Raw genomic sequence first — 25,165 nt, 5'->3', positions numbered from 1 at the left:
TGGTTATCCACAGGTGTGCATGAATGACACGTCTGTAATCCCAGCCGGTGGGACGGTTTGCAGGTCGCTCGAACCAGCCGGGTATGGGCCGGTCAGCGCCACCGCATCGTCATGATCAGGCCGATGACCATCAACCCGAAGCCGATCAGGAAGTTCCACGCGCCCAGATCCGCCATCCAGGTGATGCGGTCATTGGCCAGGTAGTAGACGAGCAGCCAGACCAGCCCGGCCAGCATGAAGCCGAGCATGATCACGACGTACCAGACCGGGGACGGTCCTACCTTCACCTTCACCGGCGTGCGGCTGGCGGGATTGATCGTGTAGTCGGTCTTCTTACGGACCTTTGACTTGGGCATGTCGTCCTCGTGTTCGGCGTTCAGGTCGGGTACCGGCGGGCAGGATTCGGTTGAATTATGGTGCCCCGGCTCGCTCGCCGCAGTCCCCGATCCGGCGAGCGCCGAAGGGGCCGGGCGAGGGCTCAGGTCCCCTCCGGTCTGCCTCTAGGCTATCCCAACTGGTAATGGATGCGACGGCCCGCCGGGTCGCCACGTAATCTCGACAGCATGCGTGTTCTGGTCGTCGACAACTACGACAGTTTCGTGTTCAACCTGGTGCAGTACCTCGGCCAGTTGGGTGTCGAGGCCGTGGTCTGGCGCAATGACGACCCGAAGCTGGCCGACCTCGATGCCGTCGTCACCGAATACGACGGCATCCTGATCAGCCCCGGTCCCGGCACCCCGGATCGGGCTGGCGCGAGCATCGACCTCGTACACGCCTGCGCCCGACACAGCATTCCGCTGCTGGGGGTGTGCCTCGGTCATCAGGCCATCGGCGAGGCGTTCGGCGGTACGGTCACCCGCGCGCCGGAACTGCTGCACGGCAAGACCAGTTCGGTGTTCCACCTGGGCGTTGGCGTGCTCTCCGGGCTGCCCGATCCGTTCACCGCGACCCGATACCACTCGCTCACCGTCCTCGAGGACACATTGCCCGCAGATATCGAGGTGATCGGCCGCACCGAGTCCGGAATCGTCATGGCCATGCGGCACCGCACACTGCCGATCCACGGTGTGCAATTCCATCCCGAATCGGTGCTGACCCAGGGCGGGCACCGGATGCTGGCGAACTGGCTCGAGGTATGCGGCGAGCGGCCGTCGGAGGGGTTGGTGGAGCTGCTGGAGGCGGAGGTTGCGGCACTGGTGACCCAGTGACGCAAGAAATCCGGCCCTACGTCCTGTTGTCGGTTGCGGTCAGCGTCGACGGATATATCGACGATGCGACCCCGGAGCGGCTGAAGCTGTCGAATGCGGCGGATTTCGATCGGGTGGATCAGCTGCGCGCGGATTCCGACGCGATCTTGATCGGTGCCGAGACGCTCCGTCGCGACAACCCCCGACTGCTGGTCAACAGCGCGCAGCGGCGGGCGGCGCGCATTGCGGCGGGTAAGCCGGAATACCCGCTGAAGATCGCCGTCAGCGCGCGCGGTGATCTGGATCCGGAACTGCGGTTCTGGCACCACGGCGGCGGCAAGCTCGTCTACACCACCGCCGCCGGTGCGGCGAAGCTCGGCGCTCGGCTGGCCGGTCTCGCCGAGGTGGTCTCCCTTGGCGCCGAAATCCAGCTCGGTGCATTGCTCGACGATCTCGGTCGGCGCGGCATCGCCCGGCTGATGGTCGAAGGTGGCACGCGCGTCCACACGGAATTTCTCTCGCGGGACCTGGCCGACGAGTTGCAGATGGCGATCGCGCCGATCGTCATCGGACATGCCGCAGCACCCCGCTTCCTCGGTCCGGCCGCCTACCCGGCTCGCAGAATGCATTTGGCCGATGTCACGCAGATCGGTGATATCGCGCTGCTGCGCTATCTGCCGCGACAGTCCGGCAGTGCCGCGCATGACCGCTGAGTGTCCCCGACCGCGGAGGTCTTCCGATGTCTGTTGATATCCAATTCATGCGCCGGGCAATCGAACTGGCGCGGCTGTGCCCGACCAGTCCGACCGCGTTCTCGGTCGGTGCGGTCATCGTGGCCGATGGCGTCGAAATCTCGACGGGCTACTCGCGGGAGACCGATGCGAAGGTCCATGCCGAAGAGTCCGCGCTGAACAAACTCGACGCGAACGATCCTCGGCTGGCCGAAGCGACGATCTACTCCACCCTGGAACCGTGTTCACAGCGCGCCACCGCGACGCGGCTGCCGTGTACCGACCGGATCCTGCGGGCCGGTATTCCGCGAGTGGTCATCGCCTGGCGCGAACCGGCCACCTTCGTGACCAATTGCGTCGGCGTGGAGAAGCTGCGCCAGCACGGCGTCGAGGTGGTCGAACTGGCGGAGCTGGCCGAGGAGGCGATGTCGATGAATCGCCACCTGGATCTTTCGTGACGGGTGCCGAATCCGTCGGGACGCGAGCTACGGCCTGCCGTAGATCGCGGTGACGAACTCGCTGAGCTGGTTGTCGTCGAGGTGCCGTGCGAGGTCGGCCTCGCTGATCATCCCGACCAGCCGCTTGGCTTCGATCACCGGCATCCGCTTGATCCGATGACTTTCCATCTGATCGAGCACCTCGTTGACATCCGCATCGGCGTCGACCCACCGCGGGGTCGCCGCACAGAGTTCTTCGGCGCGGGTGGTCGACGGCGCCCGGCCCTGGGCGACGCATTTGACCACGATGTCGCGGTCGGTGATGATCCCGCACATCCGTTCGTTCTCATCGGCGATGACCAGTGCGCCGACGCCGCGTTCGGCCATTACCCGCGCGGCCTTGCCGACACTCTCGTCCTTGGAAATCCACTCGGCCCCTGGCTTCATGATGTCCCTGGCAGTGGTCATGGGGCTGCCTCCTGTTCCACAGTGGGGTTGGGGATGGGCAGCCCCATTCTCGCTCCGATCAGACCGTGCGGTCCGCCTCTCCGCGTATTCAGGTGCTTGACCTGGGTGCCGCTATGGCGGACCGAGGACGTAGATGGTGACCGATATCGTTCCGGTCTTCGCGATCGACGAACCCGCGGCGGGCTGCTGGCTGACCACCCGCCCGACGCTATTGGTATCGAAGGTGCCCTGGGCCGACTGGTTGATCTGTGCCGCCGAGCCGGTCCACCCGGCCTGACGCAGTTTGTCCACGGCCTGTGCCGAGGTCAGCCCGATCAGCGACGGCATGGTGACCTGGTCACCACTGGAGACCTGCACGGTCACCGCCGACCCCTTGTCGGCCGTGGTGCCGCCAGCCGGATTCGTCGCGATCACCTCGCCCTTGGGCTTCGAGGAGGGCACCTCCTGGACGGTGATCTTGAATCCGGCGCTGTCCACCAGATTCGGCTGCGCGACGCTGATGTCCTGTCCGACCACATTCGGCACCCGGATCTGTTCCGGTCCGGCGCCGAGGATCACGACCACGGCCCGGTCGACATCGACCCGGTTGCCCGCCGACGGCTCGGTGCCGATCACCTTGTCGGTTTCCTGCGCACTCGACGGTTTGCGCTGCACGGTCGGGTCCATCCGCAGGCCGTTGGCATTGAGCTGCTGCTCGGCCTGCTGCAGGGTCATGCCGTCCAATCGAGGCACCGGGACCTGAGCCGGTCCGGTGGAGACCTGCACGGTGATGGTGCTGCCCTTGTCGACCCGGGAACCGCCGAGCGGCTGGGTCGAGATGACATTGCCGGTGGCCACCTTGCCATTCGGGTTCTGCTGGATGGCCACTGTGAAGCCGCGCTTCTGCAGCGATTCCTGAGCCTGCTGCGCCGTCATGTTCGAAAGGTCGGGCACGTCAACCTGATCCGGGCGCGCACCTGGCCCGATCAATACCCAGAACAGGGCGAATGCCACGATGACCGCGGCCGCCGCGCCGAGTGCGATGTAGAGATTGCGGCGCGGATTCGCCGGTTCGGCGCGTTCCTGCTCGGCGGTGTCGTCATTGCGCTCGACGGTCCGGAAGTTGCGCGGCGGCGGTTCGTTGGAGCCGAGGATGGTGGTGCGGTCCTCGTCGGTCATCACCATCGGCGCGCTCGGCTTCTGCCCGCCGAGCACCCGGATCAGATCGGCGCGCATCTCGGCCGCGGACTGGTACCGATTGGCCGGATTCTTGCTCATCGCCTTGAGCACGACGGAGTCCAGCTCGCGCGGCACTCCGTTATGGACGTGCGAAGGCAGCCGCGGGTCCTCCCGGACGTGCTGGTAGGCAACGGCGATCGGGGAGTCACCGGTGAAAGGCGGCTCGCCGGTGAGGATTTCGAACAGCACACAGCCGACGGAATAGACATCCGAGCGGGCGTCGACGGTCTCACCGCGCGCCTGCTCGGGCGACAGATATTGCGCGGTCCCGATCACGGCCGCGGTCTGGGTCATCGGATTGGAGCTGTCGGCGATCGCCCGCGCGATGCCGAAGTCCATCACCTTCACCGCGCCGGCCCGGTTGATCATGATGTTGGCCGGCTTCATATCGCGGTGCACGATCCCGGCCTTATGGCTGAAGTCCAGTGCGGCGCAGACGTCGGCGACGACCTCCATGGCCCGGCGCGGCGGTATCGGCCCCTTACCGCGCACGATGTCGCGCAGCGTGTCACCGTCGACGTACTCCATCACGATGTACGGCAGCGGGCCGCCGTCCACCTCCGCCTCGCCGGTGTCGTAGACCGCGACGATGGCCGGATGGTTCAGTGCGGCGGCGTTCTGAGCCTCGCGCTTGAAGCGCAGATAGAACGTTGGGTCGCGGGCGAGGTCGGCGCGCAGCACCTTGATCGCCACGTCCCGGCTGAGCCGCAGATCACGCGCCTTGTGGACTTCGGACATGCCGCCGAACCCGATGATCTCACCCAGCTCGTAGCGGGAGGAGAGATTCTTCGGGGTCGTCATGGTTGTCCTTGCGGAGTAGCAGCGCCGGGGGTGGCCGAGGGTCCTCGGGCACCGGGACTATCCGGAAATGGTAAGTCGAGCGTAGGGAACCACGAGCCTCTGGTGGTGGTGGACGGAGTCGTTGTTTTCGAGGTCTTCGTCGTAGTCGGCGCCGTGGTGCTCGGAGTCGTCGTCGGCGGCTGCGTTGTCGTCGTCGGCGCTTCCGTTGTTGTCGGCGGTGGCGGTGCCGGTCTTGTCGTGGGAACGATGGTCGTCGGCGGCTCGGTTGTTGTTGTTATCGTCGTCGGCGCGATCACCGGCGGCGGCACGACCTTCGTGGTGGTGGTCGGGCGCACGGTATCCGGATTGGTATCGCCACCGAAGAGCAACCAGAGCACGAGACCGACGAGCAGTACCGCGCCGACGGCGACGGCCGCACCGACCTTCTGGCCGCTGGTGAACTTCGAAGTCTCCGGACCGGGCCCCGAGTTGGCTCGGGTGGCACCGGAACTCATCACGGTCCTCGGCGCGCCGGCGGGCGTTTGTCTGCTCGAACCGGCGCCCGCCCCACCCATCGGGGTGGCCGGGGTGTTGTACCGGACCGTCGGGCCCTCATGGTCCTGCGACGGCAGAATCACCGTCGGGCCGGGCGGCAGCACCCGGGTCGCACCGGTCGCCATCGGTGCGCCGGTGGCGACCGGCGGTGGTGGGCGACGGCCGGCACGCACGGCGGCGACCGCGTCGGCGAATTCGCCGCCGCTGGCATAGCGCAGCGTCGGATCCTTGCCCATGGTGATCTCGATGAGCTCACGCACATTGGGTGGCAGATCGGACGGCATCGGCGGCGGGGCCTCGCGCACATGTTTCATCGCGACGGTGATCGCGCCGTCACCGGTGAACGGCCGTTGTCCGGCCAGCGCCTCATACCCAACCACACCCAGTGCGTAAACATCACTGGCTGCGGTCGCATCCTCGCCGACCGCCTGCTCCGGTGCGATGTACTGGGCGGTGCCCATCACCATGCCGGTCTTGGTCACCGGGGAGGCGTCGACCGCCTTGGCGATGCCGAAGTCGGTGATCTTCACCTGACCGTGCGGGGTGACCAGGATATTGCCCGGCTTCACGTCACGGTGTACGACGCCGGCGGCATGTGCGACCTCGAGTGCGCGGCCGGTCTGCTCCAGCATGTCCAGCCCCTGGGCCACCGAGAGTCGGCCGAGCCGGTTCAGCACCGTATTGAGCGGCTCGCCCTGCACCAGTTCCATGACCAGGTAGGCGGTTTCGCCACCGCTCGGATCGAGGGTCTCACCGTAGTCGTAGATACCGGCGATGCCGGGGTGATTCAGCTGGGCCGTGGTCTTGGCCTCGCTACGGAACCGGTGCCGGAAGGTGGGGTCGGCCGAGAACTCCGACTTGAGCACCTTCACCGCGACCCGGCGGTCCAGCCGGGTGTCGAGCGCCTCCCAGACCTGGCCCATACCGCCCGTGGCGATCAGGCGTTGCAGGCGATATCGGTCGGCGATCATCGCGCCGTTGTTCAGCATCCCGGCCCCCGTATATCCACTCGCACGTTCATATCTCTCAGCGCCCTCGCAAACCGGCGTCAAGCACCGCGCGGGCGATCGGCGCGGCCACCGAGCCACCGGTAGCGGCCAGCGCCCGATCGCCACCGTTCTCCACGATCACCGCGATGGCGATCTTGGGGTTCTGTGCGGGGGCGAAGGCGATGTACCAGGCGTGTGGTGGCGTATTGCGCGGATTGCTGCCGTGCTCGGCGGTTCCGGTCTTCGAGGCAATTTGGTACCGGGTTTGGCCGTGTCCGACGGTGTTGTCCTCCGACGCGATCATCAGGTTGGTCAGCGTCGACGCTACCTGGGCGCTGACGGCTTGTCCGACTGAGACGGGTTTATTTTTCGAGAGCTCGCTCAGATCGGGTCCCTGCAGTTGGTCGACCAGGTACGGCTCCATGCGGACGCCGCCGTTCGCGATGGTCGCGGCAATGACCGCATTGTCCAGTGGGGTGAGTGCGACGTCGCGCTGGCCGATGCTGCTCTGGGCCAGTGCGGCGTTGTCCGGAATGGTGCCGACGGTGCTCTCGGCCACCGGAATCGGGATGCCGCGGTGCGCGCCGATGCCGAATGCGGCGGCCTCATCCTTCAGATTCGAGGCGCCGACCTTGAGGCCGAGTTCGACGAAGGCGGTATTGCAGGATCTGCGGAAGGCCTCGGTGAGCGTCGCGGTCGGGCCGTTGCCGCAGGTGGAGCCGTTGTAATTCTCCAGCGTCGTGGTGGTGCCGGGCAGGGTGATGTTGGGTGCGGCGGTGAATTGGTCATCCGGGGTGGCGGTGCCGTTGGCCAACGCGGCGGCGGTGACGACCACCTTGAAGGTGGAACCCGGCGGATAGGTCTGCGACACAGCACGATTCAACATGGGTTGGCGCTGGTCCGCACTCAGCTCTTCCCAAGACTTGGTGCCCTGGGCGCCATCGTGGCCGGACAGCAGGTTGGGATCGTAGCTGGGGGTGGAGACCATGGTGAGAATCTTGCCGGTACTCGGCTCGATCGCCACCACGGAGCCGGTGAAGCCCTTGGCGGTCAACTGCTCGTAGGCGACCTGCTGCATCATCGGATCCAGCGTGGTGAGCACATTGCCGCCGCGTGGATCACGACCGGAGATCATGTCGATCAGGCGGCGCCCGAACAGCGAGTTGTCCGAGCCGTTGAGCATCGTATCCTCGGCGCGCTCCAAACCCGTGCTGCCGTACTGCATCGAGTAGAAACCGGTGACCGGGGCGTACGCCTCCGGATCCGTCGGATAGGTGCGCAGGTACTTGTAGCGGTCCTCGGTCGCGACCGAACTGGCCAATACGGTGCCGCCCGCGGAGATCTGCCCGCGCTGGCGCGCGTACTCGTCGAGCAGTACGCGGGAGTTGCGTGGATCGGTGCGGTAGTCGTCGGCCTTGATCACTTGCACATAGGTGGCGTTGATCAGCAGCGCGACGATCATGAGCATCACCGCGACCGCGACCCGTCGTAGCGGTGTGTTCATTCCTGCGGCCTCGCTTCCGGTTTGCGCAGGAGTTCGGTCGACGCCTCTGCGATCGGGGCCACCGCATCCTTCTTGCGCACCGGCGCCGGGGCACGAGCCGCGTCGGACACCTTGATCAACAGGGCCAGCAGTGCGTAGTTGGCCAGCAGCGACGAACCACCGTAGGACATGAACGGGGTGGTGAGGCCGGTCAGCGGAATCAGTTTGGTGACACCGCCGACCACCACGAACAGCTGGATCGCGATGGTGAAGGCCAGCCCTGCCGCCAGCAGCTTGCCGAAACTGTCACGCACGGCCAGCGCGGTCCGCAGGCCGCGCACCACGAACACCAGGAACAGCAGCAGCACCGCGGCGAGTCCGAACAGGCCGAGTTCCTCGCCGATGGTGGTGATGATGAAGTCGGTCTTGGCGAAGGGCACCTGAGAGGGCCGCCCGCTGCCCAGGCCGGTGCCCGCAAGTCCGCCGGTGGCCAATCCGAACAGCGACTGTGAGATCTGGTAGCCGGTGTTGTTGTAATCGGCGAACGGGTGCAGCCAGGTCTGCGTGCGCACCCGCACATGGCTGAAGGCCTGGTAGGCGAAGAAGAATCCGATGGTCAGCAGCGCGCCGCCGATAACGAGCCAGCCGACCCGTTCGGTCGCGATGTAGAGCATCACCAGCACGGTGCTGAAGATCAACAGCGAAGTGCCGAGGTCCTTTTCGAAGACCAGCACCCCGATGCAGACGATCCAGACCACCAGGATCGGCCCGAGGTCGCGGGCGCGCGGGAACTCCATGCCGAGGAAATGCCGCCCGGCCGCGGTGAACAGATCGCGCTTGGCGACCAGCACCGAGGCGAAGAAGATGATCAGCAGGATCTTGGCGAATTCACCCGGCTGCACACTCAATCCGGGCAGCCGGATCCAGATCTTGGAGCCATTGGTCTCCGAATACGCGCCCGGCAGCAATGCCGGAATCGCCAGCGCGACAAGGCCGATGAGGCCTAGGGTGTAGCTGTAGCGCGCCAGCGTGCGGTAATCGCGCAGCACGACCAGGATCGTGATGAAGATGATCATCCCCAGGCCGGTCCACAGGATCTGTTGATTGGCATCGGGGGAGGGAATCGGCCAGGAGTTGTATACGGCCGTTTGCGCATCGGCGAGATCGAGCCGATGGATCAGTACCAGGCCGAGTCCGTTGAGCAGCGCCGCAATCGGAAGCAGGAGTGGATCGGCGAATGGAGCGAAGCGCCGCACTGCCAGATGTGCCACGGCGAACAGGGCGAGATAGGCGAGACCGTACTTGGCGATGTCCAAGGTGACCGATTGTTCCTGGCTCGCCTCCACCAGGAACAGTGAGATGGTGACGATCACTGTCGCACCGGCGAGCAATAAGAGTTCGGCGTTGCGTCTGGTCGACGGCGGCGGCGCGGGCGCGAATCCGCCAGGGGGACTGGGAAAGGCCCCAGCGGACGGCGGTGCCGGAGCGGACATCAGTCCGTCACCCGGCAAGGCTCCCCCGCCGTCTGGGGGTTCGACGACGCGGTCGCCGTCGGGGTCTTGACGTCGGGGATCTTGGTCTCGCTCGGCTGCTGCGGTGCGGGCGGCTGATGGTTCTCGCCGGTCGGAGCAACAGGCGTGGGCGCGGGCGCACCGGGCGCTGCGGGCGGTTCGGCGGGCGGAACGACGCCGGGCTGGGGCACCGCCTCCTTGGGCGGGCAGACGGGCAGCAGTTCCTTCTGCGCCAGGGTCTGCATCTGCTTGCGGGCGTCGTCCAGCGAACCCGGCGGCAGACCCTTGTCCACCTGATCGCGCCCGGTCTGCTTGAGATCGGACACCTCGAGCGACTTGCACTTCGCCGGCAGACCCTCACTGGGCTGCTTCAGCGTGAGCGCGCCGCTGGCGTCGACACAGCCGACCGATTCGACCTCGTGGATCGAATATCCGAGCACCGAACCCGGGAGTCCGCGCAGGATGACGACCTGGCCGCTATCCGCACCGACGTAGTAGTTGCTGCGAATCATCTTGTAGCCGACCAGCAATCCGACAGCCGCGGCCGCCACCAGGGCGACCGCCAGCAGAATCCAGCGCAGCCGGTGGGATTTACTCGGCGGCGGCGTCTCGGGCGTGGCGGCGGCGCGGCGCGGCTCCGCCCGCGGTGGACGCATCGCCGCGGCGCGACCGGCGGCGGTATTCGGCGGCGGGGTGTCCTCGTCCTGACCGGAGGCCGCACCCGCGACGATCGGGTGGCTCTGCCCGTAGTCCAGATCGATGACATCGGCGACGACCACGGTGACGTTGTCCGGGCCGCCGCTGCGCAGCGCGAGTTCGATGAGCCGGTCGGCGCATTCGTCGGTGCCGCCCTCGCGCATGGTGTTGGCGATGGTCTCATCGCTGACCACATCGGAGAGCCCATCGGAGCACAGCAGATAGCGATCGCCCGCACGGGCCTCGCGCATGATCAGCGTCGGCTCGATCTCGTTACCGGTGAGTGCGCGCATGATCAGCGAACGCTGCGGATGGGTATGCGCCTGCTCGGGGGTGATCCGGCCCTCGTCGACCAGCGACTGGACGAAGGTGTCGTCGCGGGTGATCTGGGCCAGCTCGCCGCCGCGCAGCAGATAGGCGCGGGAGTCACCGATGTGGACCAGGCCGAGTTTCTTGCCCGCGAACAGGATTGCGGTGAGCGTGGTGCCCATGCCGTCGAGTTCGGGCTCTTCCTCGACGTGATCGGCAATGGCGGCATTGCCCTCGTGGGTGGCGGTATTGAGCTTGCCGAGCAGATCGTCACCGGGCTCGTCGTCATCGAGATGGGCCAGGGCGGCGATCATCAGCTGCGATGCCACCTCGCCGGCGGCGTGGCCGCCCATACCGTCGGCTAGTGCGAGCAGCCGTGCGCCCGCATAGACGGAGTCCTCGTTGTTGCCTCGGACAAGACCGCGGTCGCTGCGCGCTGCGTAGCGGAGAACAAGTGTCACGATCGCAGCTCGATCACTGTTTTGCCGACACGGACGGGGGTACCGAGTGGAACTCGGACTGCGGTGGTGACTTTCGCACGGTCGAGGTAGGTACCGTTCGTCGAGCCGAGGTCTTCGACGTACCAGTCGTCACCGCGTGGTGAGAGCCGCGCATGTCTGGTAGATGCGTAATCATCGGTGAGTACCAGCGTTGAGTCGTCCGCACGTCCGATCAGCACCGGTTGGGTGCCGAGCGATATGCGAGTGCCGGCGAGTGAACCTTGAGTCACCACAAGAAATTTGGCGCCCTTCTGGCCTCGGCTGAAAGACGGCAGCACCGTGGAACCGCGAGCGGCCCTGGGCTGGATCCGGATGCCGGATGCCGCGTAGATGTCGCTGCGCAGGGTGCGCAACACCGCCCACACGAATAACCACAACAGCAGCAGGAACCCCGCACGGGTCAGTTGCAGGATCAGTCCCTGCACGGCGCTCCACCTCCTGTTCGACCGTGTACGTCGGTGCCCGTAGGTGCGAGTTCGCCCCCACCGGCTTGCTGGTTTCGCGAGCCCCGGTCCTGGCGACGCGCGTGTGTTGGCAGCATCATAGGGCCGTGGGTCGAGTTCGATCACGATACGGCCGCAGAATCCCTGTACGCCATGTCGTGACCTGCATCGCGAGCTTACGGGATCAGACGATACGGATCAGGATCTCGGAATGCCCGGCGCGGATAACGTCACCATCGGCAAGCTGCCAATCCTGGACGGGTGAGCCGTTGACGAGGGTGCCGTTGGTCGAACCGAGGTCCGAGAGCATCGCGGTCTGCCCGTCCCAGCGAACCTCGATGTGACGGCGCGAAACTCCGGTATCCGGCAGCCTGAAATGCGCGTCCTGACCGCGGCCGATGATGTTGCTGCCCTCGCGGAGCTGGTAGGTGCGGCCGCTGCCGTCGTCGAGCTGTAGCGTCGCGGAGTAGCCCGAACCGGCCTGTGCGCCACCGCCATACGCGGGGGCCGCATAGCCGCCGCCCTGCGCGCCGTAGCCGGGCTGTTGCGAGTAGGCCTGGCCGTAGCCGCCCTGCTCGTCCGGCGCGGCGTAGCCCGGCTCGCTGTAACCCGGTTCCGCGTAGCCCTGCTCGCCGTAGCCGGACTGCGCGTAGCCCTGCTGTCCGTAGCCCGGCTGCTGACCGTAACCGCCCTGGTCGGCGTAGCCCTGCTCGGCGTAGCCGGACTGGCCGTAGCCCTGCTGGCCGTAGCCTTGTTCGCCGTAGCCCTGCTGTCCGTAGCCCGGCTCCTGGTAGCCCTGCTGGCCGTAGTCCTGATCGGCGTAGCCACCCTGCTGCTGGCCGTAGCCGCCGTGCTCGCCATAGCCCTGCTGGCCGCCGCTGTAGCCCGGCTCCTGGTAGGCCTGCTGACCGTAGCCCTGGCCGCCCTGCTGGTAGTCGTAGCTGTTCTGGTAGTCGCCGTAACCCTGCTGCGAGTCCGGTGCCTGGTAGTCGGAGCCACCGCCATAGGGCGCGCCGCCCCGGCCGTAGTCATCGCGGTACGCACCGTTCGGCGGTCCAGGCCGCCCCGTGGGCGGCGGTGCGTACCCGCGGTTGCGTGGATCGGACTCCGCGTGCTCACGGCTTGGGTCGTAGCCTGAGTTCTGCGTCATGGGGCCAGCTCCTGGTTGCGGGTTTGCAGGTTGTTGTGGCGGGGGTTCGGGGCTGCGAGCCGGGGTGGCTCTGCGGCCGACGTCGGGATCGACCCGACCGCTCGCCCTGAACTGTCCGGTGTGCAGCGTAGGTGATGCCTCGAATGCCACGTGTACTTCGCCGTAGGTCTGCCAGCCTTGTTCGCGGATGTAGTCCTGTAGGTGTTTGGCGAATGCGCGGGTAGTGAGGTCGTGGTCGGCGTCGAGTTGTTGGTGATCAGAGGTGTTGATGGTGATCACATAGTTGTTGGGCGCCAACAGATGTCCGCCGCCCAGATCCTGGATGTTGTCGGTGGCTTCCTGCTTGAGCGCCGCCTCCACCTCCTGGGGTACGACACTGCCGCCGAACGCTCTGGCGAACACGTCACCGACGGCGCCTTGAAGGCGACGCTCGAATCGAGAAACGATGCCCATCTCGGCCTCCCTTCGGTGAGCGTCTCTACTGATTCATAACAACGACACGCGTATATGGCGTGTCGCGTATCGACCACGTTCATTGCATGATATCCACGATCGTCCACACCTGTAACTCCTGGAAAGCCTGGCGGGTTCCCGCCACCGCCCAGTCCGCGCCGCAGGGCCGCCAGCAGGTGATTTCGTGTCTCGCCGACCCCCGTGATACTGTCTCCCAGTCGCTCGGGCGAGTGGCGGAATGGCAGACGCGCTGGCTTCAGGTGCCAGTGTCCTTCGGGACGTGGGGGTTCAAGTCCCCCTTCGCCCACAGAGATGGTAGGGGCCGCAGGTCAGAGGGTTTTCCTCTGGCCTGCGGCTTTTTTCGTCGACAGGATTTGTTGACGTCTGTGGGCGTGCATAGGTGTTGATCGCGTGTCCCTAGGGATCGTTTTTCCTGTCGCCTTGAACAAGTGGTTTCCCTTCTGCGTCAGTGGTTTTGAATCCATGTCGACGAGCTGACTCAGCTCCGCTGACCTACCGGACAGACCGGCCGCTTCCCCGTCTACAGCTGCGACCGTTCGTCCCCGATCACCACCCGTTACCAGCCGCCCGATAAATACGGCGCGGACCACGGACGGCAGATTCGCTGCCCCGTGCTACGCCGGGCGGGCTGAAGTCGATAACCGTCTAGGGGAACGACGACGATCGGACTCGAGAACATGACGGATGTTGGAACCACCACCCCCATGACGTGTCACGCGACGCGGGGTGCGCTCATTGCTGGGGTGGTCGGGATGGCGCTCGTGTTGGCGGCTGTGGTGTGGGGTGTGTCGAGTGGGCGAGCACTCGAGGGCACCGCGCGTACCGACGGAACCGTGCTGCTCGCGAGCTCGGGCGATGGCCGGGGGGTCGAGTTTGTCGTCGACGGAACGCGGTATACGACAAGAACCTCGGCATACAGCGTGTTGCACAGCTACTCGACCGGTGAGCGGGTGCCCGTCGCCTATAACCCGAAGGATCCCGCCGAGGCGGAGGTGGCGGATCTGCACTCGACCTACGGCGGGCCGCTGTTCGCGGGCGGATTCGGCATCCTGGTCGCCGCCGCTTGCACCGTCGGGTACGTCAATGGGCGACGAAAGGCGAAACTGCGGGAATGGCTCGATCGGCTGAGCCCGGACAAAGAACCGGTATGACATGCGCGGGCCCGGCCCGGATCGAAGGATCCTGGCCGGGCCGGGATTGCCCGACGATCAGTTCGAGCTGTTGGCGAACATGCCGGGCTGGTAGGAGCCGCCTTGCTGGCGCACGATTACGCCGAGCCGGTTGGCCGCATTGATCTGGGCGACCAGCGCGACCATCGCGGCGATCTGATCGTCGTCGTAGTGCTTGCGCACTGCGGTCCAGGTCTCGTCGGACACACCGTGATGGGCGTCGGCGAGGCGGGTGCCCTCCTCGGCCAGCGCGAGCGCCGCCCGCTCGGCCTCGGTGAACACGGTGGACTCGCGCCAAGCCGCGACCAGGTTGATGCGCACCGTGGCTTCCCCGGCGTGTGCGAGGTCCTTGCTGTGCACGTCGGTGCACCAACCGCAGCCATTGATCTGGCTGACGCGCAGCATCATCAGATCCTGGGTGACCTTGGGCAGCGTCGACTCGAGGATTACCAGGCTGGCGATTCCGAACCGCTTGAAGAACTTGGCGCCGATCTCGTTTGCGGACAAATTGATACGGGGTTCCACGATGGTGGCCTCCTGCTTCGGGATCACTGAACGCACACAAGATGCCGACGACCCGATCCCTGTGACGCGGCGGAAATGTGACGTGCGGCACAACTTCTCGGTGTCACAGAACGACGGTGCCCGGTGTCTGGTGGGGACATAGTCGAGAGTGAAGAGGACCCCATGGCCGATGCGTCGCAGACCGCGTCCGAGTTTCGCGGCGAGAGCCGCGACGACCGCCCGGACCCCGCCACGGCGGCATTCCTCGGGCACCGCAACCTGCTCTTCACCGTCGCCTACGAGCTACTCGGCTCCGCGGCCGACGCCGAGGACGTCCTCCAGGAGACCTGGCTGCGCTGGGCGAACGTCGACCTCACCACGGTGCGAGCCCAACGCGCCTACCTGGTCCGGATCACCACCCGCCAAGCACTCATCCGGCTGCGCACGCTCGGCCGCCGCAGAGAGTCCTACATCGGCCCGTGGTTGCCCGAACCGCTGCTCACCACGCCCGACGTGGCTGAAGACATCGAACTGGCCGACAGCGTCTCCATGGCAATGCTGCTCGTACTCGAAACACTCACCCCGACCGAACGAGCGGTATTCGTACTCCGCGAAGTCTTCGACATCGCCTATGACGACATTGCCGAAGCCGTCGACAAAACCCCCGCCGCGGTCCGCCAGATCGCCCACCGCGCACGCACCCATGTTGCGGCCCGCCGACCACGCGGACCAATATCCCCGGCTCAAACCCGAAACGCCCTCGCGGCATTCCAACGGGCGATCGAAACCGGCGATCTGCAAACCCTGTTCGACATCCTCGCGCCGGATGTCGTTCTCTTGGGTGATGGTGGCGGCGTCAAACAGGCCGCACTGTCGCCGGTTATGGGGGCCGAGAGCGTGGTCGATGTGCTCGGCCGCATCGCCGCCGTCGCGTCGCTGCAGCGGGCACAGGTCAATGGCTACCCGGCGCTGATCGTCCGGATGGACGGCGAGATCGACACCGTAATCGCCGTCCGTATCGACGACGGCGTCATCACCGGGCTCTACGCCGTGCGCAACCCCCAGAAGCTGTCGCATATGTGGCACGAGACCACGCTGCGCCGCTGAGCCCGGACACCCCCGAGGCAGTCCGACACATTCGAGCAATCACCCCATCGGTCATGACCCAGGAATTACGGTGCTGTCATGGCGAACCCGGAAGAGGGCGATCACGCGACCGGTCGGCGTTCGCAGGCGCGGGTGTGGCTCGTGCCCGCCGTGATGGTTTCGCTGCTCATGGCCCTGCTGGCCACCATGTACCTGGCCTATGTGGTCGATCCGTCGAAGCATCTGCACGGCTTCCCGATCGCGCTGGTGGATCAGGACACCGGGGATGTGCTCGGCGGGCAGCCGACCAATGTGGGCAAGCAGATCAGCGATGCACTCGTCCAGCAGATTCCCAGCGACAAGATCGACCTGCGGGCACTCGGGATCAACGAGGCGCAGCACGAGTTGAATTCGGGGAATGTGTACGGGGCGATCGTCATTCCGAGCGATTTCACCAAGCGGCTGGGATCTTCGCGACCGCCAGCATGGTCCCCGGAGACATCAGCCAGCCGATCATCACCGTGTACACCAATCCACGGACCGGGTCGTTCTCACCGCAGGTCGTGCAGACCGTCGCGGGCAGCGCACTGGCTCGAGCCAATCAGACGGTCGGGGAACGGCTCACCGAGACCGTGCGGACCCAACTGCAATCCTCCGGGGGTGGGCAGGCACCCGAATTGGTCGGCCTGAGCCGGTTGATGCTGGCCAAGCCCATAGACGTGGTCGTCACGCCGTTCCATCCGCTGCCCGCGGGCACCGGCGGCGGGCTCACCGCCTTCTTCTACACCATGATGGTGCTGCTGGCCGGGTTCACCGGCGCCATGGTGATCAATGGCATGGTCGATTCCTCGCTCGGCTTCGCGCCCACCGAATTCGGCCCCTGGTACGTGCACTATCCACCGACACCGATCTCCCGGCTGCACACACTCCTGCTGAAGTGGGGCATCATCACCGGCACCGCGCCGGTGGTCGCGGCTATCTTCATGGGGGTCGCGCATTGGCTGGGGATGCCCATCGACCGGCCGCTGCTGCTGTTCCTGTACAGCACCTTCGCGATCATTGCCGTCGGCGTGACCGCACTATCGATCGTGTCCGCGCTCGGCACCGCTGGCATGCTGATCAACCTCATCCTGTTCATCGTGCTCGGCCTGCCGTCCTCCGGGGGCACCATCCCGATCGAAGCGCTGCCGAAATCCGTTGCCAGGCTTGCCGACTTCGAACCGATGCACCAGGTGTACCTCGGCATCCGCGCCATCCTGTACTTCAATGCCGACGGCGCCGCCGGACTCAGCCGCGCAAGCTGGATGACCCTGCTCGGACTGGCCATCGGACTGTCGCTGGGCGCGATCATCACCCGCTACTACGACCGCAAGGAACTACACCGCGCACCCACTGCCGCCCGATGATCCGCTTCCGCAGTTCCTGACCGGGAGGTCGCGGTTCACCGGTTGTTACGCACGACGCCGCCGGGAAAACCGGATGACACCGCATTCGGCGGTCCTTAATATCGGGCCTATGCACCGATACGTACCGATCACCCCGCCGCCCGCCGTTTGAGCGGGGTGTAGGACCGCGCACCACCTCGTAAGTGCGTGCGCCGCTCGGGCATTGGTTGTGCACCTCGCTTCCGCGACCCCAATTCTCTTCTGTCGCAGGAGCGCGAACTCTTCATGTCCACATCTGTCTCTACCGCCAGCCGGTCCGGGCTCGCCTGCCTTGTCGGCGCCGGACTCCTAGCGGGCACCGGCGGGCTGCTCGGCAGCCTCCTGCAACGCGCCACCGGCCTTTCGCCGGTCTCCATCGCCACCTGTCGGCTCACCGTCGGCGGGCTATTGCTGGTCGCGGTACTCATCGTGACCCGACGGCCTTGGCCGCGAGACGTCGTGGCCTGGCGCAGGATCGGTGTGATCGCGGTGCTTTCCGCGACTGTCCAGGCGAGCTTTTTCGGTGCCGTCGCGGCATCGTCGGTGAGTCTGGCGACCTTGATCACCATCGGGATGTCACCCGTGGTCGTCGCGCTGTTGGAACAGCTGACCGGTAGGCGCGTCCTGGATCGTCGCCGTGCCGCGACTATCGCGATCGCACTGTTCGGGTTGATCCTGTTGGTCGGCGCGCCGGCGGACCGCGCGGATGCGGGCGGGATATTCGCCGGTGCGGCAATGGCATTGGTATCCGCCTGTGCCTTCGCGACGATCACGGTGATCAGTGCCCGCCCGGTGCCCGGACTCGACGTAATGACCACAACGGGTTTCGGCCTTACCGGCGGTGCGGTGCTGCTGACACCGGCCGCGGCGATATCCGGGTTCGCATTCGTTCCGACTGCGCACAGCATCACCCTGATCGCTGCGCTCGGGTTACCCACCGCATTGGCGTACACCCTGTACTTCCGCGGGCTGTCCCGGGCCGGTGCGGGCACGGCCGCGGTATTGGCCCTGCTCGAGCCGCTTGCCGGCACGGTATTGGCCGTGGCGATACTCGGTGAACGATTGACGCCGACCGGGTTGGCAGGCGCGGCGTTCCTGACCGCGGCGCTGGTGCACGCCAGCGTTCAGCCGCAAACCGGCGCGACGGTGTAGAGCTTCGCGAAGGTCTCCGGCCCTGGCTGCTCGATCGACGAGGGCGGGGAGACCAAGCCGGCGCGCCGTCATGGGCGACAACGGAATTCACGGCATCAACGGCCCCGGATCTCGCCATGGGGACCCGGGGCATCGTGTTCGGCCCGTGACGGTACTGCCGGGCCGCCTGAGTCGGACGCCATTCGGCGCTGGGTTACCTCCGAATCCGGTAACGGATCAGGACGTCGAGCTCGTTGCGTAGTGCTGGGCGATCTCATCACTGGTGGTGAGCCATACGCCCGGATGGTTCGCCACATGATCCAGTGCCTGCTCCAGATATTTGATGCGGAAGGCCTGGCCGATGACGAAGGGATGCAGGGCCAAGGCCATGACCGCATGAGCGACCGCATCCGCGCGACGCCATCGCCGAGTACCTCGAGGCCGTCAGGGAAAACGCCACGTCCTGATCGCGGCCCGAGCGGCGTCACTGTTCCAAGGACCCGGCGAACCTGTTGACTCTCAATGAGAACCTGTTCTAACTTTTGGCATGCGCAGATATGAGGGTCGCCGGGTATTGGTCACCGGAGCGGGATCGGGCATCGGGCAGGGCATTGCCCTGCGGCTACTCGACGAGGGGGCGGCATTGGTCGCCGCCGACATCGATGCGGCCGGACTGGAGACCACCGCGGCGAAGGCAGGTGACGCGGCAGATCGGCTGCGGACCGTCGAGGTGAATGTCGCCGATATCGAATCGGTGCGCGCCGCGACGGGCGCGGCGGCCGAATTCCTCGGTGGCCTGGATGTGCTGGTCAATGCGGCGGGCATCCTGCGTCCGGCGCGCACCGAGGATATGCCGCTCGAGGTGTGGAACCAGGTGATCACGGTCAACCTCACCGGCACCTTCCTGATGACCCAGAGTGCGCTGCCCGCGCTATTGGAGTCCGGACACGGTGTCGTGGTGAACCTGTCCTCGACCGCGGCCTTCAGCGCAGCGCCCTACCTCGCGGCCTATGCGGCATCGAAGGGCGGGGTCAACTCCTTCACCCACGCCATCGCGCTGGAATACGCCAAACAGGGCCTGCGCGCGGTGAATATCGTGCCCGCGGGCATCACCAGTGGGATCACCACCAAATCGATTCGCGATCAGCCGGAGGGCTTCGATCCGCAGCTGTTCTCCCGGATGACCGGCTGGCTCAATGGCGGCGCGCTGGGCAGTCCGGAAGATATCGCGGGTGTGGTCGCGATGGTCGCCTCCGATGACGGCCGGTACATGACCGGTACCGAGATCCGCATCGATGGCGGGGCCCTGATGTAGTCGGGCCGGGCGGTGGTCAGGCGGGTCGAGCGACGAGCAGGTGATGCGGAATCGGCGGATCGGCCAGCTGCTGATGGTCGACGGTGCAGCCAGCGCGTTCCAGTGCGGCGATCACCTCGGCCACCGGCCGCAGCGTGAAACCGTATGCGGTGAACGGCATTTTCGCCATCGCGTCCGGATCGCCGATGCCGACGACCAGGCTGCCGCCGGGACCGATGACGCGCACGAGTTCCCGACAGGCGGCATCCAGGTCCGGCACGAAGTAGATGGTGTTCACGGTGATAGCGGCATCGAGTGCATTGTCGGGCAGCGGCAGTGCGGTCATCGGACCATCCGCGAGTCGCATTCGGCCCGAATCTATTTCGCTGGCGAACTCGGCCCGCGCCCGGGCCAGCATGTCCGGGGAGATCTCGAAACCGTGCACCGTGCCATTGGCGCCGACGCGCTCGAGCAGCATGGAAAGCCCTGCGCCGCCGCCGAATCCGATATCGGCGACCGTCGCACCGGAGGCGATTCCGGCCACCGCCACCGCACCCGCGATGGCGCGATGGTTACCCCGATTGAGGATGAAGGCGAAGCCCTTGCCGAGCGTCCCGTGTGGGTTGCCGAGCTGACCCGCGATCGTGGACAGGACACGGTCCCGAATACTCATGGCGGTCATCGTATCGACCGGCATCGGCGAATCGGATATGACAAGACAGACCGAATGGACCGCTGATTTCGTATGAACATGGGTAACTCGTCGGGTACGTCCAGAACTCGACTTACACACAACCGCCGGTCCGCGACGGCAGGGGCGCGGTTCTCGAGGATCAGCAAGAGGCGCGGGGAGGCGGGGGAGCAGACTGGCCCGATGCGCGCGCCGTTGGCACTGCTCGCCGCCGCGGTTCTGGCACTCGCCCCGACCGGCACCGCCGATGCGGCGGGATCCTGGGGTCCGCTGGCGCCGCCCAATCCGTATCTCGGCCCGCTCGGGACCGCGACCATGCACGGTGACGCCGGATCCTCGGATGCGACGCCCCTGGCCGGGCCCGGTACGGGCGGGATTTCGGTGGCCGCATACCCGTTGGCGTCGGCATGTCCGACCCTGCTGCAGGGTTCGGACAACCTGGTTGTCGCGCTGTGTACACCCGTCATCGGCCAGACCCCGACCATCCATCTGCTCGATCCGTCCTTCGGCGGTCCGGTCGGCGCGCCGCTTGCCTCGCTGGAGATCGCCAAGGGCAGTCTGCTCGGCGGCGTCTACGCCTACCTCGACAATGCCGACCGCCTGGTCATCGTGGACGGCAACCGCACCCTGCTCCGGGTCGGCCACGAGCGCGACGCGGCGGGCAAGTGGCGGTTGTCGATCGCCTCGTCCACCGATCTCGGCTCGGTGATTCCGGAGGGCGACAACGTGACCGGATTGGTGCCGGACTGGTCCGGCAATGTCTGGTTCGCCACCGGCAAGAGTGTCGTCGGGCTGGTGACGCCCGCGGGTGCGGCGGCCGCGACCGCACTGCCTGCGGGTGAGTTGGTGGCCAACAGCATTTCATCGGCACCGAGTGGCCGGGTCGCGGTCGCCACCACGCACGCGCTCTACGAACTGCACGCGGATGCGGCCGGACGGCCGGAGATACTGTGGCGGGCCGCCTACGATCGCGGGTCGGCACGCAAACCGGGACAGCTCAGCTGGGGCACCGGCTCCACGCCGACCTATTTTCGGGCCGAACTCCGGCGCCGAATATCTGACCATCGTCGACAATGCCGACGGACAGGTCCACGCCTTGGTCTTCCGTTCCGGCAGTGGGCAATTGGTGTGCTCGCAACCGGTGCTCACCCGTGGCGGCGCGGGTAGCGAGAATTCGCCCGTCGGTATCGGGCGGTCCATCTTCGTCGCCAGCACCTACGGCTATCCGTACCCGACCGTCCCCGAGGGCGCGGGTCCGGCCGTTCCGGCCTCCGCACCATTCGTCGGGGGTATGACCAGGGTCGATGTCGACGACACCGGCTGCGCCACGGTGTGGGACAACACCGTTCGCAGCGCGGCCGTCCCGCATCTGTCCACCGCCGACGGCTTGCTCTACACCGTGACGCGCGTCGGTCTCGACATCACCACCCCGCTCGACGGCTACGTGTTCACCGTCGTGAATCCGGATACCGGCGCGGTGCTGTCGAATCGGCCGTTGGCCGGAACCATTGTCGACGACCCGCTGCAGACCTCACCGTTGATCACCCACGACCGCAAGATTCTGCAGGGCACGGTCACCGGAATCCTGCGCATCAGCTGACGCGCGGGTCACCGGCCTTCGGCCCGGTGGCCAGACCCCGCTCGATGACCGCGAGGGTGCGCCGTATCGCCTGGTCCTTGCCCGCGTCGTCGAGGTCGTCGAGTACGCCATCGATAATGAGCGAGGCCATGCCGTGCACCGATGACCAGGCGGCGTATTCGGCGTCCGGCCGGTCGGCGGGATCGAGGAATCCGACGGCGACGAGTTCGTCGAGGACTCCGGCGAGCAGTTCGAAGGCCGGAGACGGCGTCTGCTGGTCGCCGCAGAAGGCGGTGCGGAACAGGCCCGGCTCGCGCAGTGCGAAGGTTATGTAGCCCCGGCCGACCGCGCCCAGTCGGGTGATCGGATGCGCTTGCGGCCCGAGATCGGCCATCGTCTCGGCCATTGCGCCGAACAGCGTCCGCTGGGCCTGTTCCTGCGCCGCATCGAGCAATTCCTCGTGATTGGTGAAGTGCCGATAGGCCGCGGTCGGCGTGACGCCGACGTGGCGGGCGGCGGCGCGCACGGTCACCGCCTCGGGACCGCCGGTTTCGGCGAGCTCGGCGGCGGCGTGCACCAGGGCATTGCGCAGGTCGCCGTGGTGGTACGGGCCGGTGCGGGCGGCACGCTTCGTGGCTGCTTCCGAATCTGTCATCGCATCGATGTTGACACCCGCACACATCTCATGGCAAGTTAACACCCATAAAGTTTACGCATGACAACATGCACGATCGGAGACACGATATGTTCGAAAAACTCGGCAGATTAGTCGTCGACCACGCGCGCTGGATTCTGGTCGTGGGCGCGCTCGCCCTCGTCGCGGGCGGTGTGGTCGGCGCGACCGCCTTCAGCAAGATGCAGCCCGGTGGCCAGGAGGATCCCAGTTCCCAATCCAGTGCCGCGGTAGCGCAACTGGCCGATAAGTTCGGCGCCGACACCGACTACGTCTTCCTGGTCGAGGCGAAGCAGGGGACGGTCGACGGCGATGCGGTCGCCGCCGTAGGCCGCGAACTGGCCGGGCGGCTCGCGGCCGATCAGCGGCTCATCAATGTCGTCTCGTACTGGGATACCGGATCCCCGGCCATGCGCTCATCGGATGGCACCGCCGCCGTGGTCCTGGCGGGCAATGTCGATAAGAAGACCACCGATAAGGAGAAGTCCGCCGCCGCGATCGTCGACGCCTACCGCGCCGATGGTCCGATCGCGCAGATCAAGGTCGGCGGCGGCACCGCGATCTTCCACTCGATCACCCATCAGATCGGCAAGGATCTCGGCCTCGCGGAAGCCGTTGCGGTGCCATTGATTCTGGGGCTGCTGGTGCTGGCCTTCGGCAATGTGGTCGCGGCATTGCTCACCCAGGTCGTGGGCGGAATCGCCATTCTCGGCACCTTCACCGAACTCTCGATTCTCGGTTCGGTCACCGATGTGTCGATCTATGCGGTGAATCTGACCACCGGGCTCGGGCTCGGTCTCGCGGTGGACTACGGGCTGCTGATGGTGAGCCGCTTCCGCGAGCGCCGTGCGGCCGGTGCCGAACCGGCCGATGCGGTGATCTCTGCGGTATCCACGGCCGGACGGACCATCGCCTTCAGCGCGGCCACGGTCGTCGCTGCGCTGTCGGCGTTGGTGATCTTCCCGCAGTACTTCCTGCGCTCGTTCGCCTACGGCGGCATCGGCGTTGTCGCCATCGCGGCCTCGGCGGCGGTAGTGGTCTTGCCCGCACTGCTCACCGTGCTCGGTACGCGAACCGATGCGTGGCGGGTGCCCGGCGTCCGCGGGATCCGCGGTGACGCCACCCCGTTCTGGGCCGGAGTTGCCGGATTCGCGATGCGCAGGCCGCTGCTGGCCGGTGTGCCGGTGGTGGCGGTGCTGCTGCTCGCGGCCGCGCCGCTGCTGCATGTGCAGTTCGGCACGCCCGACGATCGGGTGCTGCCGACGAGCACCGAGGTGCGTCAGGTCGGCGACGCGATGCGTACGGACTTCGGCGGCGGCGATATCAACGCGCTGTCGGTCATCACCGAGACCGGTGTCGCCGCGGGGCCGCTCGCGGACTACGCGCGCACACTGTCGCGGGTCGAGCACGTCACCCAGGTCGATTCGAGCGCAGGCACTTTCGCACACGGCGAGCTGGCGGCCAGCACACCCGCTGATGCCCGATTCGCCCGTCCGGACGCGCAGCGGCTGACGGTGCTCACCGATCTGGACCGCAACTCCTCGGCCGCCCGCGATCTGGTCGATCGGGTGCGCGCGGTGCCCGGTCCGGGTGGTGCGAGTGCCTTGGTCGGTGGTCAGGTTGCCGAACTGCGCGACAGCCTGGCATCTATTGGCGCGAAGCTGCCGATCGCGATCGGGTGGATCGTGCTCACCACCTTCGCGCTGCTGTTCCTGTTCACCGGCAGCGTCGTGCAGCCGCTGCGCGCACTGCTGTCGAATGTGCTGAGCCTGGCCGCCACACTCGGGCTGATGGTGTTCATCTTCCAGCAGGGACACCTGTCCGGAGTGATCGGTTTCACCCCGGCGCCGCTGGATGTCTCGATGTTGCTGCTGCTGTTCTGCATCACCTTCGGTCTGTCGATGGACTACGAGGTCTTCGTGATCAGCCGGATCAAGGAATTGCACGATCGCGGGGTGTCCACGAAGGAGGCTGTCATCGAGGGGCTGGCTCGGACCGGACGCTTGGTGACCACCGCCGCGGCGCTGATTTCGATCAGCTTCCTCGCCTTCACCAGCAGTGATGTTCGGTTCATCCAATTCTTCGGGCTCGGTGCGGGTTTGGCGATTCTGATCGACGCGACGCTGGTGCGCGGCGTGCTGGTCCCGGTGGCGATGCGACTGCTCGGCCGGGCGGCCTGGTACGCGCCCAAGCCATTGCAGTTGGTACACCGTCGGATCGGTCTGGCCGAAGCCTGAGTTCGGCTCGCGAGGCGGCCCCGCATGGGAAATGCGGGGCCGCCTCAATGCGTGGTGATCGCCTGCCGCAACGTCGTTTTCGCCCGATTCGGCGAGGTCGGACAGCAAGGGTGGCGGATATCACAGAACCCATTGTGGTTGCGGTCGAGGTGCTGACCGTGGCCCGATCCAGTCGTTGGGCAACCACATCTCCCCAGCTGGTTAATCATGATCTTGACCGGATGTAAGTCCATCTTGAACCGTTGCGACTGGGTATGGATCACGTTAATTACCCGATAAACAAACCTGAGGTCGCTTTTAGTTCATCCAACGGTCAGTTAACCCAATTATCGACCAAAGAATCCGCAGGTCGTGGCCGTGTTCACTGAACATTGGGTGATCTATGTTTGCTATCCAGCTAATCGTTCGAAGAATGTTTGTCGCTAACCGTAGGTTTCCTTATCGTG

Annotated in this window: 21 protein-coding genes, 1 tRNA gene and 3 pseudogenes; 12 read left to right on the top strand and 13 right to left on the bottom strand. The window is 66.1% G+C overall.

Annotated features, from left to right (window positions below; translation table 11 throughout):
- Window positions 1-92: 92 nt before the first annotated feature.
- Window positions 93-356: a cell division protein CrgA gene (gene crgA / locus ABZW16_RS17045; protein WP_354956799.1), complete on the bottom strand. Its 264-nt coding sequence runs from the start codon at window positions 354-356 to the stop codon at window positions 93-95.
- 207 nt (window positions 357-563) lie between these two features.
- On the opposite strand from crgA, the gene ABZW16_RS17040 reads away from it, so the two are divergent.
- Genes ABZW16_RS17040 through ABZW16_RS17030 form a run of 3 tightly spaced genes read left to right on the top strand, consistent with a single transcriptional unit; the run spans window position 564 to window position 2,376 of the window.
- On the top strand, window positions 564-1,208 hold the full coding sequence (locus tag ABZW16_RS17040; protein WP_354956797.1) for an aminodeoxychorismate/anthranilate synthase component II: 645 nt from the start codon (window positions 564-566) through the stop codon (window positions 1,206-1,208).
- Window positions 1,205-1,900, top strand: a complete 696-nt coding sequence (locus ABZW16_RS17035; protein WP_354956795.1) for a dihydrofolate reductase family protein — start codon at window positions 1,205-1,207, stop codon at window positions 1,898-1,900. The genes ABZW16_RS17040 and ABZW16_RS17035 overlap by 4 nt, the downstream gene beginning before the upstream one ends.
- Window positions 1,901-1,926: 26 nt before the next feature.
- On the top strand, window positions 1,927-2,376 hold the full coding sequence (locus tag ABZW16_RS17030; RefSeq protein ID WP_354956793.1) for a deaminase: 450 nt from the start codon (window positions 1,927-1,929) through the stop codon (window positions 2,374-2,376).
- Window positions 2,377-2,403: 27 nt separating this feature from the next.
- Here ABZW16_RS17030 and ABZW16_RS17025 read toward each other — a convergent pair whose 3' ends face one another.
- From ABZW16_RS17025 to ABZW16_RS16990, 8 genes are all read right to left on the bottom strand, one after another.
- Window positions 2,404-2,823 (bottom strand): CBS domain-containing protein, encoded by a 420-nt coding sequence (locus tag ABZW16_RS17025; RefSeq protein WP_354956791.1) that lies wholly within the window; start codon window positions 2,821-2,823, stop codon window positions 2,404-2,406.
- A gap of 111 nt (window positions 2,824-2,934) precedes the next feature.
- Entirely contained in the window at window positions 2,935-4,842 is a 1,908-nt protein-coding gene (gene pknB / locus ABZW16_RS17020) for a Stk1 family PASTA domain-containing Ser/Thr kinase (RefSeq protein WP_354956789.1), read from the bottom strand.
- A complete protein-coding gene (locus ABZW16_RS17015; RefSeq protein WP_354956787.1) occupies window positions 4,839-6,365 on the bottom strand; it encodes a protein kinase in 1,527 nt (508 codons plus the stop codon). The genes pknB and ABZW16_RS17015 overlap by 4 nt, the downstream gene beginning before the upstream one ends.
- 37 nt (window positions 6,366-6,402) lie before the next feature.
- Window positions 6,403-7,869 (bottom strand): penicillin-binding protein 2, encoded by a 1,467-nt coding sequence (locus ABZW16_RS17010; RefSeq protein ID WP_354956786.1) that lies wholly within the window; start codon window positions 7,867-7,869, stop codon window positions 6,403-6,405.
- Complete coding sequence (locus tag ABZW16_RS17005; RefSeq protein ID WP_354956785.1) at window positions 7,866-9,341, bottom strand: FtsW/RodA/SpoVE family cell cycle protein; 1,476 nt, start codon at window positions 9,339-9,341, stop codon at window positions 7,866-7,868. The genes ABZW16_RS17010 and ABZW16_RS17005 overlap by 4 nt, the downstream gene beginning before the upstream one ends.
- Window positions 9,341-10,825, bottom strand: a complete 1,485-nt coding sequence (locus ABZW16_RS17000) for a PP2C family serine/threonine-protein phosphatase (protein ID WP_354956783.1) — start codon at window positions 10,823-10,825, stop codon at window positions 9,341-9,343. The genes ABZW16_RS17005 and ABZW16_RS17000 overlap by 1 nt, the downstream gene beginning before the upstream one ends.
- The gene (locus tag ABZW16_RS16995; protein WP_040685661.1) at window positions 10,822-11,289 is read right to left on the bottom strand and encodes an FHA domain-containing protein; all 468 of its coding nucleotides are present in this window, start codon (window positions 11,287-11,289) and stop codon (window positions 10,822-10,824) included. The genes ABZW16_RS17000 and ABZW16_RS16995 overlap by 4 nt, the downstream gene beginning before the upstream one ends.
- A 202-nt stretch (window positions 11,290-11,491) precedes the next feature.
- Window positions 11,492-12,910 (bottom strand): DUF3662 and FHA domain-containing protein, encoded by a 1,419-nt coding sequence (locus ABZW16_RS16990; RefSeq protein WP_354956780.1) that lies wholly within the window; start codon window positions 12,908-12,910, stop codon window positions 11,492-11,494.
- Window positions 12,911-13,134: 224 nt separating this feature from the next.
- Here ABZW16_RS16990 and ABZW16_RS16985 point away from each other — a divergent pair.
- Together ABZW16_RS16985 and ABZW16_RS16980 are read left to right on the top strand one after the other, a co-directional pair.
- Window positions 13,135-13,217: transfer RNA gene (locus ABZW16_RS16985), tRNA-Leu, on the top strand.
- Window positions 13,218-13,608: 391 nt separating this feature from the next.
- Window positions 13,609-14,082 carry a DUF3592 domain-containing protein gene (locus ABZW16_RS16980; protein ID WP_354956778.1) on the top strand — a complete coding sequence of 158 codons (474 nt, stop codon included), beginning with the start codon at window positions 13,609-13,611 and terminating at the stop codon, window positions 14,080-14,082.
- Window positions 14,083-14,139: 57 nt separating this feature from the next.
- Here ABZW16_RS16980 and ABZW16_RS16975 read toward each other — a convergent pair whose 3' ends face one another.
- A complete protein-coding gene (locus ABZW16_RS16975; RefSeq protein ID WP_354956776.1) occupies window positions 14,140-14,625 on the bottom strand; it encodes a carboxymuconolactone decarboxylase family protein in 486 nt (161 codons plus the stop codon).
- 162 nt (window positions 14,626-14,787) lie between these two features.
- On the opposite strand from ABZW16_RS16975, the gene ABZW16_RS16970 reads away from it, so the two are divergent.
- The 4 genes and pseudogenes from ABZW16_RS16970 to ABZW16_RS16955 all read left to right on the top strand — a co-directional run bounded on the left by ABZW16_RS16970 (window position 14,788) and on the right by ABZW16_RS16955 (window position 18,266).
- Window positions 14,788-15,711, top strand: coding sequence for an RNA polymerase sigma-70 factor (locus ABZW16_RS16970; RefSeq protein WP_354956774.1), 924 nt, complete (start codon window positions 14,788-14,790; stop codon window positions 15,709-15,711).
- A gap of 78 nt (window positions 15,712-15,789) precedes the next feature.
- Window positions 15,790-16,107, top strand: a pseudogene (locus ABZW16_RS16965) (hypothetical protein); the annotation flags it as partial.
- A 68-nt stretch (window positions 16,108-16,175) separates the two neighbouring features.
- A complete protein-coding gene (locus tag ABZW16_RS16960; RefSeq protein ID WP_354956831.1) occupies window positions 16,176-17,096 on the top strand; it encodes a hypothetical protein in 921 nt (306 codons plus the stop codon).
- Between the two features lie 264 nt (window positions 17,097-17,360).
- The gene (locus ABZW16_RS16955) at window positions 17,361-18,266 is read left to right on the top strand and encodes an EamA family transporter (protein ID WP_354956772.1); all 906 of its coding nucleotides are present in this window, start codon (window positions 17,361-17,363) and stop codon (window positions 18,264-18,266) included.
- 216 nt (window positions 18,267-18,482) lie between these two features.
- On the opposite strand, the pseudogene ABZW16_RS16950 reads toward ABZW16_RS16955, so the two are convergent.
- Window positions 18,483-18,638 (bottom strand): annotated as a pseudogene (locus ABZW16_RS16950) (polysaccharide deacetylase); the annotation flags it as partial.
- Window positions 18,639-18,792: 154 nt separating this feature from the next.
- On the opposite strand from ABZW16_RS16950, the gene ABZW16_RS16945 reads away from it, so the two are divergent.
- Complete coding sequence (locus ABZW16_RS16945; protein WP_354956770.1) at window positions 18,793-19,560, top strand: SDR family NAD(P)-dependent oxidoreductase; 768 nt, start codon at window positions 18,793-18,795, stop codon at window positions 19,558-19,560.
- Window positions 19,561-19,576: 16 nt separating this feature from the next.
- Here the strand turns inward: ABZW16_RS16945 and ABZW16_RS16940 are convergent, their stop codons facing one another.
- Window positions 19,577-20,212: a methyltransferase domain-containing protein gene (locus ABZW16_RS16940; RefSeq protein WP_354956768.1), complete on the bottom strand. Its 636-nt coding sequence runs from the start codon at window positions 20,210-20,212 to the stop codon at window positions 19,577-19,579.
- Between the two features lie 201 nt (window positions 20,213-20,413).
- On the opposite strand from ABZW16_RS16940, the pseudogene ABZW16_RS16935 reads away from it, so the two are divergent.
- A pseudogene (locus ABZW16_RS16935) lies at window positions 20,414-21,830 on the top strand (hypothetical protein).
- Here the strand turns inward: ABZW16_RS16935 and ABZW16_RS16930 are convergent.
- Window positions 21,823-22,464 carry a TetR/AcrR family transcriptional regulator gene (locus ABZW16_RS16930; RefSeq protein WP_354956766.1) on the bottom strand — a complete coding sequence of 214 codons (642 nt, stop codon included), beginning with the start codon at window positions 22,462-22,464 and terminating at the stop codon, window positions 21,823-21,825. The pseudogene ABZW16_RS16935 and the gene ABZW16_RS16930 sit on opposite strands and share 8 nt — an antisense overlap.
- A gap of 89 nt (window positions 22,465-22,553) precedes the next feature.
- On the opposite strand from ABZW16_RS16930, the gene ABZW16_RS16925 reads away from it, so the two are divergent.
- Window positions 22,554-24,719 (top strand): MMPL family transporter, encoded by a 2,166-nt coding sequence (locus tag ABZW16_RS16925; RefSeq protein ID WP_354956764.1) that lies wholly within the window; start codon window positions 22,554-22,556, stop codon window positions 24,717-24,719.
- Window positions 24,720-25,165: the final 446 nt, after the last annotated feature.

It is taken from the genome of Nocardia sp. NPDC004604, from assembly GCF_040609795.1.
GTDB lineage: Bacteria > Actinomycetota > Actinomycetes > Mycobacteriales > Mycobacteriaceae > Nocardia.
The sequence above is the reverse complement of the archived record's forward strand: the minus strand, read 5'-3'. Positions and strand labels throughout refer to the sequence as shown.

Bases quoted from the DNA above. Each gene is read 5' to 3' on its own strand.
- crgA (WP_354956799.1), bottom strand. From the start codon at position 356: ATGCCCAAGTCAAAGGTCCGTAAGAAGACCGACTACACGATCAATCCC.
- ABZW16_RS17040 (WP_354956797.1), top strand. From the start codon at position 564: ATGCGTGTTCTGGTCGTCGACAACTACGACAGTTTCGTGTTCAACCTG.
- ABZW16_RS17030 (WP_354956793.1), top strand. From the start codon at position 1,927: ATGTCTGTTGATATCCAATTCATGCGCCGGGCAATCGAACTGGCGCGG.
- ABZW16_RS17025 (WP_354956791.1), bottom strand. From the start codon at position 2,823: ATGACCACTGCCAGGGACATCATGAAGCCAGGGGCCGAGTGGATTTCC.
- pknB (WP_354956789.1), bottom strand. From the start codon at position 4,842: ATGACGACCCCGAAGAATCTCTCCTCCCGCTACGAGCTGGGTGAGATC.
- ABZW16_RS17015 (WP_354956787.1), bottom strand. From the start codon at position 6,365: ATGCTGAACAACGGCGCGATGATCGCCGACCGATATCGCCTGCAACGC.
- ABZW16_RS17010 (WP_354956786.1), bottom strand. From the start codon at position 7,869: ATGAACACACCGCTACGACGGGTCGCGGTCGCGGTGATGCTCATGATC.
- ABZW16_RS17005 (WP_354956785.1), bottom strand. From the start codon at position 9,341: ATGTCCGCTCCGGCACCGCCGTCCGCTGGGGCCTTTCCCAGTCCCCCT.
- ABZW16_RS16990 (WP_354956780.1), bottom strand. From the start codon at position 12,910: ATGGGCATCGTTTCTCGATTCGAGCGTCGCCTTCAAGGCGCCGTCGGT.
- ABZW16_RS16980 (WP_354956778.1), top strand. From the start codon at position 13,609: ATGACGGATGTTGGAACCACCACCCCCATGACGTGTCACGCGACGCGG.
- ABZW16_RS16970 (WP_354956774.1), top strand. From the start codon at position 14,788: ATGGCCGATGCGTCGCAGACCGCGTCCGAGTTTCGCGGCGAGAGCCGC.
- ABZW16_RS16960 (WP_354956831.1), top strand. From the start codon at position 16,176: ATGGTCCCCGGAGACATCAGCCAGCCGATCATCACCGTGTACACCAAT.
- ABZW16_RS16955 (WP_354956772.1), top strand. From the start codon at position 17,361: ATGTCCACATCTGTCTCTACCGCCAGCCGGTCCGGGCTCGCCTGCCTT.
- ABZW16_RS16945 (WP_354956770.1), top strand. From the start codon at position 18,793: ATGCGCAGATATGAGGGTCGCCGGGTATTGGTCACCGGAGCGGGATCG.
- ABZW16_RS16940 (WP_354956768.1), bottom strand. From the start codon at position 20,212: ATGAGTATTCGGGACCGTGTCCTGTCCACGATCGCGGGTCAGCTCGGC.
- ABZW16_RS16930 (WP_354956766.1), bottom strand. From the start codon at position 22,464: ATGACAGATTCGGAAGCAGCCACGAAGCGTGCCGCCCGCACCGGCCCG.
- ABZW16_RS16925 (WP_354956764.1), top strand. From the start codon at position 22,554: ATGTTCGAAAAACTCGGCAGATTAGTCGTCGACCACGCGCGCTGGATT.